Raw genomic sequence first — 15,825 nt, forward strand, 5'->3', positions numbered from 1 at the left:
CTGGGCGGTCAGGTCGTGACGCCGAGACGGCGCGCCCCCGCTCCGCTCCGTACCGGCTCGTCAGCCCGCTGCCCGCTGGAGGCCGTCGAGGATGAGGTCCAGGCCGAATTCGAACTCGTCGCCGTAGGCGTACCCGGGACGCACGACGTGAGCGGTCGCGATCTCGGTCAGGGAGAACCCGCCCTGACACAGGCAGGGCGGAGAACGGCTTCGTGGTGACGCAGGGTGGCCGGGCCCCGGGGCGGACCGTGACTCCATCAGTCCGATCGCCCAGCGGTGACGGGACAGCGCGTGGCGCGTGGAGAAGGCCCGCTGCCGCATCGCCTGCCGCCAGTCGTCCCCCGGCGTGGGCAGGTCCTCCTTGTGGGCCACGTGGTTGTACAGGGACATCGCCTCCTCGAAGCACTCCAGGCCACCCACCGCGATCCGGCTGGTGAGGCGTGCGAGGGCACCCCAGACCTGTCCGGTTCGCGGCGAGTTGTCTTGATCGTGAAGGAGGCCGTTGCTAAGCCTTGGGCACTCAACTCAAGCGAGGACGCCGTGTATCAAGAGCCCCCTCTTCCCGTTCCTCCGCGTTCACGTGTCCGGGGATTCGTCTGCGCCGTCGCGGCCACCGCCCTCGTGACGCTCACCGCCGCGACAAGTCCGTCCGACGCGGGCACCCGGACCGTGGCGGACCCGGCAGCCGTGGTCCGCGAGTGGAACTCCGTCGCCACCGACACGATCAAGACCAGCCTCGGCCCACGCCCCTCCGGGCAGGCGGCGATCTGGGAGGGGTTCGTCTCCGTCGCCGTGTACAACGCCGTGGTAGGCATCGAAGGTGGCTACACCCTCTACAAATGGCGCGAGCGCGGTCCGGCCGAGGCATCCTCCGCGGCGGCCGCCGCCACCGCGGCCCACGACGTGCTGCTCACCTGCTTCCCCGCCTTCGAGGAGCGGCTCGACACCGCCTACGCGGACTCGCTCGCCGCTCTGCCGGCCGGTCAGGCCAGAGACCGGGGCGTTGACTACGGAAGGCGCGCCGCCGCCCGCATCATCGAACTCCGGGAAGGAGACGGAAGGTTCGCGGACGTTCCGTTCACCGCCTCCCCGGCACCGGGGGTCTGGCGGCCCACCCCGCCCGCGTTCCAGCCCTTCATCGACACCTGGCTCGCCAGGCTCCGCCCCCTCCTGCTCGCCTCTCCGCAGCAGTTCCGCCCCGGCGGACCACCCGCCCTCTCCTCGGCCGCCTACGCCAAGGACATCCAGGAGCTGAAGGCCATGGGCGCGAAGACCGGCTCGGGCAGGAGCGCGCAGCAGACCGAGACCGCGCTCTTCTTCAGCGGCAACCTGGTCGAACAGGTCCAGACAGCCGTACGAGACCACGCCGCCCGGCACCGACTCGGCATCGTCGAGACGGCCCGGCTGTTCGCCGCGGTCAACGCGTCGGCGACCGACGCCGTCGTCACGGCATGGGACGCCAAGCTCCACTACGGCTCCTGGCGGCCGATCACCGCCATCCGCCTCGCCGACACCGACGGCAACCCCGCGACGACGGCGGACCCGGCCTGGGAACCGCTGCTCGTCACCCCGCCGCACCCGGACTACGTCGCCGGCCACACGACCGTCGTCGGTGCCGTGGCACGCGCCCTGACCGGAGTTCTCGGCACCTCGCGCATCGACCTCCACGTCCCCTCCCAGGTCACCGGCACGACGCGGTTCTACGGGTCCGCCGACGCCCTCGACCGGGACGTCGTCGACGCCCGTGTGTGGGGCGGCGTCCACTCCCGCACGGCGGACGTGGCCGGCTGCCGGGCCGGCGCCCGGGTGGCCGCCTGGGCGCTGGACCACTACTTCCGGCCGGTCGCCAAGAACGGCACCCAGCCGTCCCCGCGGACACGAACGGCCCGGCAGGACAGGCCGGCCGAGCCGAAGTGCGGCGACGGCATCGGCTGAACCACAGAGTCGCGAGGGACTCGCGGGCTGGTAAACGGTGGTGGTGGGGTCCGTGTGGCGGGCGCGGATACGGGACCTGGATTCTTGTTCGACTGACTGGCCGTTCATATGCCCTGGGTCGAGGGTGGTTCGGTTCGAACACCACCGAATATCGCCCGTGCCCCTTGGTTCTGCCCGTCCCGTGCCCAACACTGAGCCGATGACGCAGCGTGTGGAGCTCGCGACCGTGATGGACCGGCTGGCCGTGGACGAGATGGTCACCGAGTACGCGGCGGCCGTCGACGACGGTGACTGGACGGCGTACCGGAGGCTGTTCGCGGCGGACGGGCGGGCCGACTACCGCTCCGCCGGCGGGATCGAGGGCGATGCCGGGCAGGTCGCCGAGTGGCTCGCGGAGAACCTGACCCTCTTCTCGATGCGGCAGCATCTGATCGTCAACCGCCGGGTGACGTTCGGGATCCTGGACAACGACACCGGCGACACCGCCCATGTGCGGGCCGACTACGTCAACCCCATGCGTTTCGCAGGCGGCGACGGCGCCTCCACCGCCCCGGACTTCGTGTGCGGCGGCCGCTACTCCTTCGCTTTCGTGCGCACCGGGGACGGCTGGCGGCTGCGCCAGGTGGTCGTCGAGGAGAAGTGGCGCAGGCTGCCCGACCCGCGTGCTGTGACCGTGTCCGACTGAGCCCGCTCCCATGCCCCCTGTCGGAGGTCCCACCCGGTCCCGCACACTGGAAGGACCCGCAGGCAGGAGGCGATGGATGAGGACCGTCGAGCGCTGGCTCACCTCCCCGTGGCGGCGTTCCTGCGTCGGGGCGCTGGCGGGCGCCCTGCCGGTGCTGGCCTTCCCGGCGCCGTCGCTGTGGTGGTTCGCCTATGTCGCGCTGGTCCCCTGGCTGCTGCTGGCCCGCTCGGCGCCGACCGGGCGGCGGGCGGCGTACGACGGCTGGTGCGGCGGGTTCGGCTTCATGGTCGCCGTGCACCACTGGCTGCTGCCGAGCCTGAGCGTCTTCATCTTCCTGATCGCCGGACTGCTGAGCGTGCTCTGGGCGCCCTGGGGCTGGGTGACCCGCCGGCTGCTGGGCGGGGTGCCGTCGTCGGGGCGGGCCGCGGTCGCGGTGCTGGTGCTGCCGTCGGGCTGGCTGATGGTGGAGCTGGCGCGGTCCTGGCAGGGGCTCGGCGGGCCGTGGGGCATGCTCGGCGCGACCCAGTGGCAGGTGACGCCGGCGCTGCGGCTGGCCTCGGTCGGCGGGGTGTGGCTGCTGAGCTTCCTGGTGGTGGCCGTCAACGTCGCGGTCGCCGTGCTCATATCCGTGCGGGAGGCACGCGTGCCCGCGGTGGCCTCGCTGGTGGCCACGGCCGCCGCGACCTCCGCGGCCTGGGTGTGGTCGCCGCGCCCGGACGTCGACGGTCACGTCCGCATCGCCGTCGTACAGCCCGGCATCGTCGGCGGCACCGACAGCGGCGACCGGCGGTTCGACAGGGAGGAGCAGCTGACCCGGCAGCTGTCCGGGCAGCATCCGGACCTGATCGTCTGGGGCGAGAGCAGTGTCGGGTACGACCTCGGGGACCGGCCCGATCTCGCGCGGCGGATCGCGGCCCTCTCCCGGGAGACCGGCGCGGACATCCTGGTCAACGTCGACGCCCGGCGCTCCGACCGGCCCGGCATCTACAAGAGCTCCATACTGGTCGGCGCCGGCGGCCCGACCGCGGAGCGGTACGACAAGATGCGCCTGGTCCCGTTCGGCGAGTACATACCGGCCCGCTCCCTGCTCGGCTGGGCCACCTCGGTCGGCAAGGCGGCCGGCGAGGACCGGCGGCGCGGCACCGAGCAGGTGGTGATGAACGTCGGGCACGGGCTGCGGGTCGGCCCGATGATCTGCTTCGAGACCGCGTTCCCCGACATGAGCCGGCATCTCGCCCAGGACGGCGCGCAGGTGCTGATCGGCCAGTCGTCGACCTCCACCTTCCAGGACAGCTGGGCCCCCGAGCAGCACGCCTCGCTGGCCGCGCTCCGGGCCGCCGAGACCGGCCGCACGATGGTCCACGCCACGCTCACCGGGGTCTCCGCCGTGTACGGCCCGGGCGGCGAGCGCATCGGCCCCTGGCTCGGCACCGACGCGAGCACCGCCCGGGTCTACGAGGTGCCGATCGCCCGCGGGGTCACCCCGTTCGTGCGGTACGGCGACTGGCCGGTGGACGGCGCGCTGCTGGTACTGGCCGCCTACTGCCTGGCCGAGGGGCTGCGGACGGTCAGGCTGCGCCGGGGTGCCGCAGAACCTCTCGTACCACCTGCTCGCACAGTTCATGAGTCGCCAGTGCGTCCCGGGCACTGAGCACCTTCCCGGCGCGGACCGCGTCGAGGAAGGCGAGGACGGCCTGTTCGATGCCGCGCTGCCGGGCGACCGGCACCCAGTCGCCGCGTCGCCGGACCGTCGGCTGCCCCTTGTGGTCGATCACCTCGGCGAGGTTCAGGACCTGGCGCTTGGTGTCCTGCCCGGAGACCTCCAGGATCTCCTCGGCCGAGCCGCTGAGCCTGTTCATCACGCCGAGCGCGGTGAAGCCGTCGCCGGCGAGCTGGAGGACGACGTGGTGCAGCAGGCCGTCGGCGACCCGGGCGCGGACGGTCACGTCCTCGACCGGGCCGGGGGCGAGGAAGCGCAGGGTGTCGACGACGTGGATGAAGTCGTCGAGGATCATCGTGCGGGGTTCCTCGGGCAGCCCGATGCGGTTCTTCTGCATCAGGATCAGCTCGCGCGGGTGGTCGGCGCACTGCACGTAGCCGGGGGCGTGGCGCCGGTTGAAGCCGACGAAAAGCGACACGTTCCGCGCCTCGGCCAGGGTCACAAGGCGCGCGGAGTCTTCCAGTCGGTAAGCGAGGGGCTTGTCGACGTACGTCGGTACGCCCGCCTCCAGGAGCCGGGTGACGATCTCGGGGTGGGCGACGGTGGCCGCGTGCACGAAGGCGGCGTCGAGATCCTGGGCGAGGAGGCCGTCGAGGGTCGCGTGCCGGTGGCCGGCGGGCAGGCGGAGGCTGTCGGCGACCCGGGCGAGGGTGGCCGGGGTGCGGGTCTGCAGGTGGAGTTCGAGCCCCGGCTGCGTGGCCAGCACCGGCAGGTACGCCTTCTGCGCGATGTCGCCGAGTCCGATGCAGCCGACCTTCACTGACGCTCCCCTAGCGGTTGCCTGTGCGTGCCTGAGCGGAAGCATACGGGCCGATAATCCGTGGTGGGGCCGGGCTGGAGTGGGCCAGGATGCCGGGTATGACGACCGAACGCCGTATGCCCGCCTTCGACGCCGACGAACGCACCATGCTGGAGGGCTGGTTGGACTTCCACCGGCAGACCCTCGCGGTGAAGTGCGAAGGGCTGACCGACGCCCAGCTCAGGACCGCCGCGGTGGAGCCGTCCGCGCTGTCCCTGATGGGGCTGGTGCGCCACATGGCCGACGTGGAGCGGTCCTGGTACCGCAGGGTCCTCGCCGAGGAGGAGGCGCCGCCGCTGTACTTCGGCGACGCGGACCCGGACGGCGAGTTCCACCTCACCGAGGCGGACACCTGGCAGGAGGCGTACGCGACCTGGCAGGCCGAGATCGAGGCCGCCCGGCAGGCCGCGGCCGGTCTCGGTCTTGACGACCTCTCCAAGGGCCGCCACCGCCGCACCGGCGAGCGGATCAGCCTGCGCTGGATCCACACCCACATGATCGAGGAGTACGCCCGGCACAACGGCCACGCCGACCTGATCCGGGAGCGGATCGACGGCGCGACCGGCGACTGACGTCAGCATCGCAACCACCCGCCCCTCGTACGGGGCGCGAGATCACCCGTGCGGGGCACCAAAGTGTCGTCGACGGTGTCAACCTCCGCGCCGACCCAGCAGAGTTGCGCGGGTGCATCGAACGACGACCACCGCAGCGCTCCTGGTCACCGTGACCGTCTCGGCCCTCTCCGGCTGTGTGACGGTCCAGCGCCCGGCGGCGCCCGGCCCCCCTCCGGGTACGGCTCCCTCGCTGCCGTCGGTGCCCCGCCCGGACGGCAGCGCCGAGCCGAGGGTGGTGCAGGCGCCGGCCAAGGAGGCCCTGGAGATGGTCGGCCCGTCCCGTCCGGCCCACCGGTCCGCACCGGCCGGCTCCCACGCCCCGGCGCCTCCTCCGCCGGCCCGCCAGCGCCCCCCGGCGGCCCCGCGCGCCGCCACCCCGCACCCCCGCACCGCACACCGGTCGCACCGATCGGAGGCCGACCTCCCGGACCTCTCCCGCTCCGTCCCGAAGGCCCCGGACGTGTGCGCCCTCGGCAAGCAGTACGGCGGCTGGACCGCGGACAGCCCGCAGGCCCGGATCTGCGAGCAGACGTACGGGCGGTGAGACGCCGGCCGGGGACGGACCGGGGTGCCTGGGCCGGTCCGGGCCCTACATCGGCCGCTGTCGCGGCGGGCCCCAGGATTCGCCGCCCGGACCGCCGTCGTCGCCGAGTCGCAGCTCCAGGCGGGTGATCGCGGCCCGGACCCCGTTGCCGTACCCGTCGTCGCCGAGTGCGGCGGCCGCGCCGCGGGCCCGGTGCAGGTGGCTGCGGGCGGCCTCGGTACGGCCGAGCTTCACGTAGTCGGCGGCGAGGTTCAGATGCAGGGAGGGGTAGAAGCCGCGCAGCCCCACGGCTCCCTCCGCCTCGTCCGCCGCCGACAACGCCCGCAGATCCCAGGCGAGTTCGTCGGACGGGTCGTCCTGGGTGTCGGCCAGGTAGTGGGCCAGGGTGCAGCGGTGCAGCGGCTGGCCGTGCTCGCCGATCTCCGTCCACAGGTCGAGCAGGCGCCGGCGGGCCTCCTCACGGTCCCCGGCGTGGTGCAGCATCACGACCTGCCCGATCCGCGAGAGCACGGCATCGGGCGCCGTACGCTCCTGTCGCTCCGCCACGGGGCCCTCCGGGCTGTAAGCCGTTGTGTGCTGCCGACGCTAGACGGCGCCGCCTGTTTTCATCGTCAGGCGGCGCCGTGGGACCGCGGGCCGGCGGTGGCTGGTCACGCCAACGCGGCGGAGCCGCACATCGGCACAGCCCCGCGCCCCTAAGGGGTTGCCCCCGGTCGGCTTCGAGGCGCCCTCTGTACTTGCTCAGCCCAGGTCGGGAATCCGCCAGTCGATCGGCTCGTGCCCCTGGGCCGCGACCGCCTCGTTGATCTGGGTGAACGGGCGGGTGCCGAAGAACTTCGCGGCGGAGAGCGGGGACGGGTGCGCGCTCTGGATCACCACGTGCCGGGTCTCGTCGATCAGCTTGGCCTTCTTCTGCGCGTAGCCGCCCCAGAGGACGAAGACCGCCGGGTCGGGCCGCTCGGCGACGGCCCGGATCACCGCGTCCGTGAACTTCTCCCAGCCCTTGTTCTTGTGCGAGTTGGCCTCACCGGCGCGGACCGTGAGGACCGCGTTGAGCAGCAGCACGCCCTGCCGGGCCCACGGCATCAGATAGCCGTTGTCCGGCGCCGACTCCCAGCCGAGCTCCTCGTGCATCTCCTTGTAGATGTTCCGCAGGGACGGCGGGATCCGCACCCCGGGACGGACGGAGAAGCACAGGCCGTGGCCCTGGCCCTCGCCGTGGTACGGGTCCTGGCCGAGGACGAACACCTTGACCTGGTCGTACGGCGTCGCCTCCAGCGCGGCGAAGACCTCCTCGCGCGGCGGATAGACGGGGCCCTTCGCCCGCTCCTCCTCGACGAACTCGGTCAGCTCCTTGAAGTAGGGCTGCTGAAGCTCGTCACCCAGAACCCCGCGCCAGGACTCGGGCAGCATGGCGATGTCGGTCACGTCAACGTCCTCACGAATTGCGGTCACTTGCAGATCCTGCTGATACCGAAAAACCTACAGGCGACCACTGACAACCGGTGCCGGACGGCCGTTTCACCAGCTGGTCTTGCGGTGCAGCTCCCACATCATCATGATCGTCGACGGGTCGAGCGCCCGTTCGCCGCCGGAGATGTCGTCGCTGGCCGCGACGTACTGCCGCCCCTGCCACAGCGGGATCAGCCGGGCGTCGTCGACGAGGATCTGCTGCGCCTCCTCGAACTCCTTGACGACCTCGCCGCGGTTGCTCTCGCGGCGCGACTCCGGCAGCAGCTTGCCGGTGATCACGGGTGACGCGTAGGGCGTGCCGAGGGCGTTCTGCTCGCCGACGAAGGGGGCGATGAAGTTGTCGGCGTCGGGGAAGTCCGGGAACCAGCCGCGGCCGAACACCGGGTACTCGCCCTTCTGGTAGCCGACGACATAGGTCTTCCAGGGGCGGCTTCTGAGGGTGATCGTGAACAGCCCGGAGTCGTCCAGCTGCTGCTTTAGCTCCTGGAACATCTGGCCGGTCTCGGAGCCGTAGCGGTCGGTGGTGTACCAGAAGGTGAGCGGGACGCGCCGGGTGATGCCGGCGTCGGCGAGGATCTTGCGGGCCTTGGAGGTGCTGGGGTCGCCGTAGTCGTCGAAGAAGTCGGTGGCGTGGCCGGTCAGGCCCGCCGGGACCATCGAGTACAGCGGGTCGACGGTGTCCTTGTAGACCGTGTGGGCGATCGCGGAGCGGTCGACGAGCTGGGCGACGGCCTTGCGCACGGCCGGCTGCTTGGCCCACGGGTCCGCGGGGTTGAACACCAGGTAGCTGATGTCGGTGCCGCTGCCGTCGATGAGCTGCAGGTCGGTGCTGCGGTGCGCCTCCAGGGCGACGATGTCGGAGGCGGCGAGTCCGCGGTAGGTGACGTCGATGTCCCCGGACCGCAGGGCCTTGACCATGGTGGCCGAGTCCTGGAAGTAGCGGATGGTCACCGCGTCGTTCTGCCGGTCGGCGAATCCCTGGTAGGTGTCGTTGCGGACCAGCTCGGCCCGCTTGCCCTCGTCGTAGGACTTGAGGGTGTACGGCCCGGAGCCGTGCACGGAGTCGTCCTTGCGCAGCGCGTGGGCGGGGTAGTCGTCGGGGTCGACGATCGACATGGCCGGGGTGGCGAGGACGAACGGGAAGGTGGTGTCGGCCTTGTTGAGGTGGAAGACCACCTCGCGTTCGCCGATCGCCTGCACCCGGTCGAGGCTGCCGAGCAGTCCGGCGGGGCCGCTGGGCGCGTTGATGCTCCGGATCCGGTCGATGGAGTACTTGACGGCCTCGGCGTCGAGCTTGTCGCCGTCGGCGAACTTCAGGCCGGAGCGCAGTTCGCAGCGGTAGGTGCGGTCGCCGGAGTCGGTGAAGGCGCAGTTGCGCGCGGCGTCCGGCTGGGGGGTGGTGGCGCCGTCGGGGTAGGCGAGCAGTGTCTGGTAGACGTTCCGGAACAGCTCCCAGGAGCCGTCCCACGATCCCGCCGGGTCGAGGGTGCTGGGGGCGCTGGTCGTCCCGACGACGATCGGGCCGCTGTTGCCCGTACTGCCGGAGAACACACCGCACCCGGCCACCAGGGATATGGACGCGAGCGCGGCAGCTCTTCGCAGACCTCGGTTCCGGTTGAACACGCGCACACTCCTCGATCCGCCGTACCAGGGGTCGGCGGCAGACCATACCGCAGCGTTGCGCGCCTTGAAGCACCCCGGAAACACGGGCGTTGATCGAATGCGCTATGACGACGTTGTCATGTGGCTGTGCAAATCCTGTACGACCGCCGGGGCGCCGTTTTCCTCACACATGTGGCAAATATCTGTGACGAAAACGACGCCCGAGGATCCGTCAGGCCATGCCCGCGTTCAGGAAGATGCCGCCGTCGACGACGAGCGTCTGGCCGGTGATCCAGTCGGACTGCTCCGAGGTGAGGAACGCGGCGGCGCCGCCGATGTCGGAGGGCACGCCGAGCCGCTTGAGCGGGTAGCCCGCGGAGGCCTCCGCCTCCCGGCCCTCGTACAGGGCCTCGGCGAACTTGGTCTTGACGACCGCGGGGGCGATCGCGTTGACCCGGACGCCGGGGGCGAACTCGTGGGCCAGCTGCTGGGTCAGGTTGATCATCGCGGCCTTGCTGATGCCGTACGCGCCGATGAACGGCGAGGCCGACAGCCCGGCGACGGAGGCGATGTTGACGATGGCGCCGCCGTTGTCCTTCTGCCAGGCGTGCCAGGTCTTCTGGGCGAAACCGAGGGCCGAGACCACGTTGGTCTCGAACACCTTGCGGGCCACGTCCAGGTCGACGTCGGCGATCGGGCCGAACACCGGGTTGGTACCGGCGTTGTTGACCAGGTAGTCGACGCGGCCGAAGGCCGCCATGGTGCGCTCGACGACCTCGCGCTGGTGGGCCAGGTCGTGCGCCTTGCCTGCGATGCCGATGACGCGCTCGGCGCCGAGGCTCTCGACGGCCTCCTTGAGGGCGTCCTCGTTGCGGCCGGTGATGGCGACGCGGTCGCCGCGGGCGACCAGCGCCTCGGCGACGCCGTAGCCGATGCCGCGGCTCGCGCCGGTGATGACGGCGACCTTGCCGGACAGCTCGGGCAGTTCAGTCATGTCGGTGTTCCTCAGGTTCCCCGGTGGTCTTCTAGTCGAGCGGTCCGCCGGCCACGTACAGCACCTGGCCGGAGACGAAGCCGGCGGCCTCGTTCGTGAAGAAGGCGATGGCGTTGGCGATGTCCTCGGGCTCGCCGACGCGCTGCACGGGGATCTGGGTGGCGGCAGCGGCCTTGAACTCCTCGAAGCCCATCTTGACGCGCTCGGCGGTGGCCTTGGTCATCTCGGTGGCGATGAAGCCGGGGGCGACGGCGTTGGCGGTGATGCCGAACTTGCCGAGCTCGATGGCGAGGGTCTTGGTGAAGCCCTGCAGACCGGCCTTGGCGGCGGAGTAGTTGGCCTGGCCGCGGTTGCCGAGCGCGGAGGAGGAGGACAGGTTGACCACGCGCCCCCAGCCGGCCTCGACCATGTGCTGCTGGACGGCCTTGGTCATCAGGAAGGAGCCGCGCAGGTGCACGTTCAGGACCGTGTCCCAGTCCGACGCGGACATCTTGAACAGCAGGTTGTCGCGGAGCACGCCGGCGTTGTTGACCAGGATGGTCGGGGCGCCCAGCTCCTCGACGACCCGCGCGATCGCGGCGGCCACCTGGGCCTCGTCGGAGACGTCGGCGCCGACCGCGATCGCCTTGCCGCCGGCCGCGGTGATCTTCTCGACGGTGTCCTTGCAGGCGGCCTCGTCGAGATCGATCACGGCCACCGCGCGGCCCTCGGCGGCCAGTCGTACGGCGGTGGCGGCGCCGATACCGCGCGCGGCACCGGTGACGACGGCCACCCGCTGCTCAGTGCTGGACATTGCTGTTTCTCCTCGCCCTTGAGAACACCTGATCGAGAACCCGGCCGAACAGTGAGCGACCGCTTAGTACCTTCGACAGACGTGACGCTAGAAGCCCTGGCACGCGGTGTCAACGCCGCACCGCGCGGTGTGATCCATTACCTCACCAGGAGGTCCAGCAACCGCTCCGTCTCGGCGGCCGGGTCGAGGGTGAGCCCCGTGTGCACAGGGCCCGGCTGTACGACGGTGGAGCGGGGCGCGACCAGCCAGCGGAAGCGCCGCCCCGGGTCGTCGCCGGCCGCGTGCCCCGCCGCCGCCCCGCCCGCGCACACGCCCTCCACCGCCCCGAGCGCGGCCCGCACCCCGGCCGCGTCCGCGTCCGGATCCAGGGCCAGCAGCCGGGCCTCGTCGAGATGGGTGCGGGCGCCGACGTAGGTCTTGGCCCGGCAGTACACGATCACGCCGGCGTTGATGTACTCGCCGCGCTCCACGCGGGGCACGACGCGCAGCAGGGCGTACTCGAAGACGTCGCGGTCGCCGCCCTGACCGGCCCGGGTGATGTGGCGCTCGGTCACATGTCCGGCCATGTAGATATGGGTCTCGCTCACTTGGTCCCCTCGATGCCGGTGATGCGTTCGTGGATGACGGCGGCCCGGGCGAGCAGCGGCCGCGCATAGGTGCGCCGCAGTTCGTCGGGGGTGTCGAAGCCGGGCTCGGCGGCGAGCCAGACGTCCGGGATCTCGGCGGTGACCTCGGCGAGCAGGTCCTCGGTGACCAGGGGCGCCAACTCGGCGGCGGCCGCCCGGACGTCGGGGCCGAACCCGCTCAGCGCGTGGTCGGCGGCGTCGTAGGGGCGGGCGGCGGACGCCTCGGCCGAGGGCCAGTTGTGCTGCCAGATCATGGTGGCGCCGTGGTCGATGAGCCACAGGTCGCCGTGGTGGACCAGCAGGTTGGGGTTGCGCCAGGAGCGGTCGACGTTGTTGATCAGCGCGTCGAACCAGACGATCCGCCCGGCCTCCTCGGGGCTCACCGCGAAGGCGAGCGGGTCGAAGCCCAGGGCACCGGACAGGAAGTCCATGCCGAGGTTGGTGCCGCCGCTGCCCCGCAACAGGTCCTGCACCTGCTGCTCGGGCTCGCCGAGCCCCAGAACGGGATCCAGTGCGACGGTGACCAGCCGGGGCATCCGGAACCCGAGCCGGCGCGCGAGCTCACCGCAGACGACCTCGGCGACCAGCGTCTTCCGGCCCTGCCCCGCACCCGTGAACTTCATGACGTACGTCCCGAAGTCGTCGGCCTCGACGAGCCCCGGCAGCGAGCCCCCCTCACGCAGGGGCGTGATGTAGCGGGTCGCGGTCACTTCTCGCAGCATTTTCCCAGGCCATCCAGCTTCTCAACCATGCAATCGACGACCGGGGTTGTCGGGAGCAAGACGGGCGGGTCCTCCCCGGCAGCCCGTCGGCGGCGCTGCGCCCCTCGCTTCCGGCCTCCGGCATGAAGTGAGCATAGTAACCGAGCGTGACAGCACGCCAGGAACCCCCGGCCCACGCGCCCGAGTCGCCGCACGGCCTCGGAACGAGAGCACCTAGCGACCGTCAGCACACCGCCGCACGTCCTCGGAACGAGATCGCCGAGTGACCGTCAGCTCACCGCCGAGCAACGGGTGTTCCCCGCCGGCCGGCACCACCTGCCGGTCCGCAGTCCGCGCCGGCTCTCCGCACCGCAGGCCGACGGCGTGATCCGCCGGATCCACGGGCGGCGGCCGACGCCTGCCCGACCGGTCCGTGCCCGGTGGTGCCGCCTCGCGACATCCATGACTTCGACGCATACCACCTGTTCCCAAGTCTCGTTGGCGTCATGGTCACCGGGGCTCCTACGGTGAGTGGGTGGAACCACCGTTTCAAGAGGAGTTCGGCATGATCACCACCCCCTTCGGCTTCTCCAGCACCGCGGCCGAGGTGGCCGCCGGCATCGACCTCTCCGGGCGCCGCGCACTGGTCACCGGGGCGTCCTCCGGGCTCGGCGCGGAGACGGCGCGGGTACTGGCCTCGCGGGGTGCGGAGGTCACCCTCGCCGTGCGGGACACGGCGGCCGGTGAGCGGGTGGCCAAGGACATCGGCTCCGCCGGCGACGAGGCGCTTCGTGTCGCCCGTCTGGACCTGGCCGACCCCGCGTCCGTGGCCGCGTTCACCGCGGCCTGGCACGGCCCGCTGGACATCCTGGTCAACAACGCGGGCGTCATGGCCTGCCCGGAGCAGTACACGCCGCAGGGGTGGGAGCTGCAGTTCGCCACCAACCACCTCGGCCACTTCGCCCTGGCGACCGGTCTGCACGGGGCGCTGGCCGCGGCGCAGGCCGCCCGCATCGTCGTCGTGAGCTCGACCGGCCACCAGCGCTCCCCCGTCGTCCTCGACGACCTGCACTTCGGCTTCCGGGCCTACGAACCGTGGGCCGCGTACGCGCAGTCCAAGACCGCGAACGTGCTCTTCGCGGTCGAGGCCACCCGGCGCTGGGCGGCCGACGGCATCACCGCCAACGCCCTCATGCCGGGGGCCGTCGTGACCAACCTCCAGCGGCACATCGGGGGCAGCAGCGGACGGGGGGCGGCCGATCAGATGAAGACGGTGGAGCAGGGCGCCGCCACCTCGGTGCTCCTCGCAGTCTCACCGCTGCTGGACGGGGTGGGCGGGCGTTACTTCAACGACTGCAACGAGGCCGAGGTGGTCGACCGGCGCACGGGCACGCTGCACGGCGTCGCCCGGTACGCCGTGGATCCGGACAACGCCCGCCGGCTGTGGGACGTCTCCGAGGCCCTGCTCGCCGACGCCGCCGGTGCCTCATGACCGACCTGGTCCAGCGCGACGAACTCGGCGCCTTCCTCCGCGCCCGGCGGGAGGCGACCGACCCGGCGGCGGCAGGCTTCCGGTCCGGGCCGCGGCGCCGCACCCCGGGGCTGCGCCGCGAGGAGCTGGCGCAGCTCGCCGGGCTGAGCGTCACCTGGTACACATGGCTCGAACAGGGCCGCGACATCAGTGTGAGCAGGCAGGTCATCGAAAGCCTGGCCCGTGCGCTGCGGCTCTCCGGGCCGCAGCGCGCGCATCTGTTCACGCTGGCCGCTCTGGTACCGCCGTCGGCGGGACCGGCGCCCGCGAAGGTCGATCCGCTCCTTGAGCGGCTGGTTCGGGAGCTGTTCCCGAAGCCCGCCTACGTGATGAACCCGTGGTGGGACCTGCTGGCGTACAACGACGCGTACGCCGAGCTCCTCGGCGGCCTCGACCAGCGGTCGGCGGACGAGCGGAACATCCTCTGGATCACCTTTGCCGAGTCGCGCGGTTCGGGACTGTTCGTCGACTGGCTCGGCGAGGCGCGTTCCCTCGTCGGCCAGTTGCGGGTGGCCCTCGCCCGGTATCCCGACGATCCGCGCGGCCCCGCGCTCCTCAAGTCGCTGCTGAATTCCTCCGAGGCGTTCCGCGAGCTGTGGGACGAGCGGAGCGTCAGCGGATTCACCGCCGCCCGCAAGGAGCTACGGCATCCACGGCTCGGCCGCATCGCCCTGGACCATCTGAAGCTGTCGGACGCCCATGACGAAAAGCTTTCCCTGACAGTCTTCCTGCCCGCCCAGGAAAGCGGCTCCGAGTAACCGAACACGACGGCCGGTCGACCCCGCCCGGTGGAGCCTCGGGGTGCCCCGCGCGGGCTCCCGGGACCGCCTGACCGTCCGCTTCGGCCGTCCGCTCGACCACGGCCTGCCGGCACGCAGTCTGCTGGTCGCCGACGCCGACGGCCTGCCCGTCGCCGCCTCCGGGACCGGGGACGGCGAGGAGTCCCGGGAGCTGACACCCCACCGGCCCTGGGCGGGGACACCGCATCTGCTCCGGGTGGACCCCGCGCTGGAGGACGTCGCGGGAAACGCGGTCGGCCGGGTCTTCGACCGGGATCTGAGCCGCTCCGCGGACCGGGCCCTCCGCGGCGGGCCCGGTCGCGGTGCCCTTCCGACCTGCGTGACGGTGCCGTGCGTCGCCCGCTCGGCTGCGGCGCAGGTCAAGACCGACAGCGAACCGACAGCGCCGTTTTACCGAAGCCTCATGTCCGGGTGGTCACTATCTGGATGCCGTCTGAACAGGTGGTGCCCGAAGACCGTACCCCTGGACAGATCCACGAGAAGCTCCGCGGAAGGGAACCCCTCACATGACCAGCGCACCGCTCACCCCCTCAGCCGGACCGGGCCGCCGTACCGTCATGGCGGCGGCCGGAGCGGCGGGGCTCGCCGCCGCGCTGACCGCGTGCGGGTCGTCGGACGACGGCTCGTCGAGCACGACCACCACGACCAACAACGCGGGCGGTGGCTCCACCACCCAGGACAGCAACGGCTCGGCCGGCGGCTCCACGGCCGCGGCCGGCGGCACCGCGCTCGCCAAGACCACGGACATCCCCGAGGGCGGCGGCACGATCTACAAGGACCAGTCCGTGGTCGTGACCCAGCCGACGTCGGGTACGTACAAGGCGTTCTCGACCAAGTGCCCGCACGCCGGCTGCGCGGTGACGAGCATCGCCAACGGCGAGATCGTCTGTCCCTGCCACGGCAGCAAGTTCGCCATCGCGGACGGCAGCGTGAAGCAGGGCCCGGCGACCACGGGTCTGACGGCCGCGAACATCACGGTCGCCAGCGACCAGATATCGCTGGCCTGAC

The 15,825-nt window shown here is 71.7% G+C and carries 17 protein-coding genes; 8 read left to right on the forward strand and 9 right to left on the reverse strand.

Features of this window, described 5'->3' with window-relative positions:
* Positions 1–60: 60 nt before the first annotated feature.
* Positions 61–420: a TetR/AcrR family transcriptional regulator C-terminal domain-containing protein gene (locus tag SSP29_RS38600; RefSeq protein ID WP_150135721.1), complete on the reverse strand. Its 360-nt coding sequence runs from the start codon at positions 418–420 to the stop codon at positions 61–63.
* 201 nt (positions 421–621) lie between these two features.
* Here SSP29_RS38600 and SSP29_RS38605 point away from each other — a divergent pair, with 201 nt between their 5' ends.
* The 3 genes from SSP29_RS38605 (at position 622) to lnt (ending at position 4,271) form a co-directional block, all read left to right on the forward strand.
* Positions 622–1,935 carry a vanadium-dependent haloperoxidase gene (locus SSP29_RS38605; protein ID WP_107436323.1) on the forward strand — a complete coding sequence of 438 codons (1,314 nt, stop codon included), beginning with the start codon at positions 622–624 and terminating at the stop codon, positions 1,933–1,935.
* 199 nt (positions 1,936–2,134) lie between these two features.
* Positions 2,135–2,620 carry a nuclear transport factor 2 family protein gene (locus tag SSP29_RS38610; RefSeq protein WP_089105577.1) on the forward strand — a complete coding sequence of 162 codons (486 nt, stop codon included), beginning with the start codon at positions 2,135–2,137 and terminating at the stop codon, positions 2,618–2,620.
* Positions 2,621–2,696: 76 nt separating this feature from the next.
* Positions 2,697–4,271 (forward strand): apolipoprotein N-acyltransferase, encoded by a 1,575-nt coding sequence (gene lnt / locus SSP29_RS38615; protein WP_089105578.1) that lies wholly within the window; start codon positions 2,697–2,699, stop codon positions 4,269–4,271.
* Here the strand turns inward: lnt and SSP29_RS38620 are convergent.
* Positions 4,189–5,100: a Gfo/Idh/MocA family protein gene (locus tag SSP29_RS38620; RefSeq protein WP_089105579.1), complete on the reverse strand. Its 912-nt coding sequence runs from the start codon at positions 5,098–5,100 to the stop codon at positions 4,189–4,191. The genes lnt and SSP29_RS38620 overlap by 83 nt on opposite strands.
* Before the next feature lie 98 nt (positions 5,101–5,198).
* Between SSP29_RS38620 and SSP29_RS38625 the strand changes: the two genes are divergently transcribed.
* The gene (locus SSP29_RS38625; protein WP_089105580.1) at positions 5,199–5,711 is read left to right on the forward strand and encodes a DinB family protein; all 513 of its coding nucleotides are present in this window, start codon (positions 5,199–5,201) and stop codon (positions 5,709–5,711) included.
* A gap of 112 nt (positions 5,712–5,823) precedes the next feature.
* The gene (locus SSP29_RS38630) at positions 5,824–6,297 is read left to right on the forward strand and encodes a hypothetical protein (RefSeq protein WP_089105581.1); all 474 of its coding nucleotides are present in this window, start codon (positions 5,824–5,826) and stop codon (positions 6,295–6,297) included.
* A gap of 45 nt (positions 6,298–6,342) precedes the next feature.
* On the opposite strand, the gene SSP29_RS38635 is transcribed toward SSP29_RS38630, so the two are convergent.
* The 7 genes from SSP29_RS38635 to SSP29_RS38665 all read right to left on the reverse strand — a co-directional run bounded on the left by SSP29_RS38635 (position 6,343) and on the right by SSP29_RS38665 (position 12,507).
* Complete coding sequence (locus SSP29_RS38635; RefSeq protein ID WP_089105582.1) at positions 6,343–6,843, reverse strand: hypothetical protein; 501 nt, start codon at positions 6,841–6,843, stop codon at positions 6,343–6,345.
* A 195-nt stretch (positions 6,844–7,038) separates the two neighbouring features.
* Positions 7,039–7,725 (reverse strand): uracil-DNA glycosylase, encoded by a 687-nt coding sequence (gene ung / locus SSP29_RS38640; protein WP_089105583.1) that lies wholly within the window; start codon positions 7,723–7,725, stop codon positions 7,039–7,041.
* A gap of 93 nt (positions 7,726–7,818) precedes the next feature.
* Positions 7,819–9,393 carry an ABC transporter substrate-binding protein gene (locus SSP29_RS38645; protein WP_089105584.1) on the reverse strand — a complete coding sequence of 525 codons (1,575 nt, stop codon included), beginning with the start codon at positions 9,391–9,393 and terminating at the stop codon, positions 7,819–7,821.
* Between the two features lie 211 nt (positions 9,394–9,604).
* Positions 9,605–10,366, reverse strand: a complete 762-nt coding sequence (locus tag SSP29_RS38650; protein ID WP_089105585.1) for an SDR family oxidoreductase — start codon at positions 10,364–10,366, stop codon at positions 9,605–9,607.
* Positions 10,367–10,397: 31 nt separating this feature from the next.
* Entirely contained in the window at positions 10,398–11,159 is a 762-nt protein-coding gene (fabG, locus tag SSP29_RS38655; RefSeq protein WP_089105586.1) for a 3-oxoacyl-ACP reductase FabG, read from the reverse strand.
* Between the two features lie 137 nt (positions 11,160–11,296).
* Positions 11,297–11,746, reverse strand: a complete 450-nt coding sequence (locus SSP29_RS38660) for a DUF3037 domain-containing protein (RefSeq protein ID WP_089105587.1) — start codon at positions 11,744–11,746, stop codon at positions 11,297–11,299.
* Positions 11,743–12,507 carry a HipA family kinase gene (locus tag SSP29_RS38665; RefSeq protein ID WP_089105588.1) on the reverse strand — a complete coding sequence of 255 codons (765 nt, stop codon included), beginning with the start codon at positions 12,505–12,507 and terminating at the stop codon, positions 11,743–11,745. Before SSP29_RS38665 ends, SSP29_RS38660 begins: the two co-directional genes overlap by 4 nt.
* Positions 12,508–13,051: 544 nt before the next feature.
* On the opposite strand from SSP29_RS38665, the gene SSP29_RS38675 reads away from it, so the two are divergent.
* The 3 genes from SSP29_RS38675 to SSP29_RS38685 all read left to right on the forward strand — a co-directional run bounded on the left by SSP29_RS38675 (position 13,052) and on the right by SSP29_RS38685 (position 15,824).
* Entirely contained in the window at positions 13,052–13,978 is a 927-nt protein-coding gene (locus SSP29_RS38675) for an SDR family NAD(P)-dependent oxidoreductase (protein ID WP_089105589.1), read from the forward strand.
* On the forward strand, positions 13,975–14,775 hold the full coding sequence (locus SSP29_RS38680) for a helix-turn-helix transcriptional regulator (protein ID WP_089105590.1): 801 nt from the start codon (positions 13,975–13,977) through the stop codon (positions 14,773–14,775). The genes SSP29_RS38675 and SSP29_RS38680 overlap by 4 nt, the downstream gene beginning before the upstream one ends.
* 548 nt (positions 14,776–15,323) lie before the next feature.
* Positions 15,324–15,824 (forward strand): Rieske (2Fe-2S) protein, encoded by a 501-nt coding sequence (locus SSP29_RS38685; protein WP_089105591.1) that lies wholly within the window; start codon positions 15,324–15,326, stop codon positions 15,822–15,824.
* Position 15,825 lies beyond the last annotated feature (1 nt).

The sequence above is a fragment of the Streptomyces hyaluromycini genome (assembly GCF_002217755.1).
Classification (GTDB): domain Bacteria; phylum Actinomycetota; class Actinomycetes; order Streptomycetales; family Streptomycetaceae; genus Streptomyces; species Streptomyces hyaluromycini.

Excerpts from the sequence above, each read along its gene's own strand:
- SSP29_RS38650 (WP_089105585.1), bottom strand. The coding sequence starts at position 10,366 with ATGACTGAACTGCCCGAGCTGTCCGGCAAGGTCGCCGTCATCACCGGC.
- SSP29_RS38625 (WP_089105580.1), top strand. The coding sequence starts at position 5,199 with ATGACGACCGAACGCCGTATGCCCGCCTTCGACGCCGACGAACGCACC.
- lnt (WP_089105578.1), top strand. The coding sequence starts at position 2,697 with ATGAGGACCGTCGAGCGCTGGCTCACCTCCCCGTGGCGGCGTTCCTGC.
- SSP29_RS38665 (WP_089105588.1), bottom strand. The coding sequence starts at position 12,507 with ATGCTGCGAGAAGTGACCGCGACCCGCTACATCACGCCCCTGCGTGAG.
- SSP29_RS38685 (WP_089105591.1), top strand. The coding sequence starts at position 15,324 with ATGACCAGCGCACCGCTCACCCCCTCAGCCGGACCGGGCCGCCGTACC.
- SSP29_RS38675 (WP_089105589.1), top strand. The coding sequence starts at position 13,052 with ATGATCACCACCCCCTTCGGCTTCTCCAGCACCGCGGCCGAGGTGGCC.
- SSP29_RS38610 (WP_089105577.1), top strand. The coding sequence starts at position 2,135 with ATGACGCAGCGTGTGGAGCTCGCGACCGTGATGGACCGGCTGGCCGTG.
- fabG (WP_089105586.1), bottom strand. The coding sequence starts at position 11,159 with ATGTCCAGCACTGAGCAGCGGGTGGCCGTCGTCACCGGTGCCGCGCGC.
- SSP29_RS38680 (WP_089105590.1), top strand. The coding sequence starts at position 13,975 with ATGACCGACCTGGTCCAGCGCGACGAACTCGGCGCCTTCCTCCGCGCC.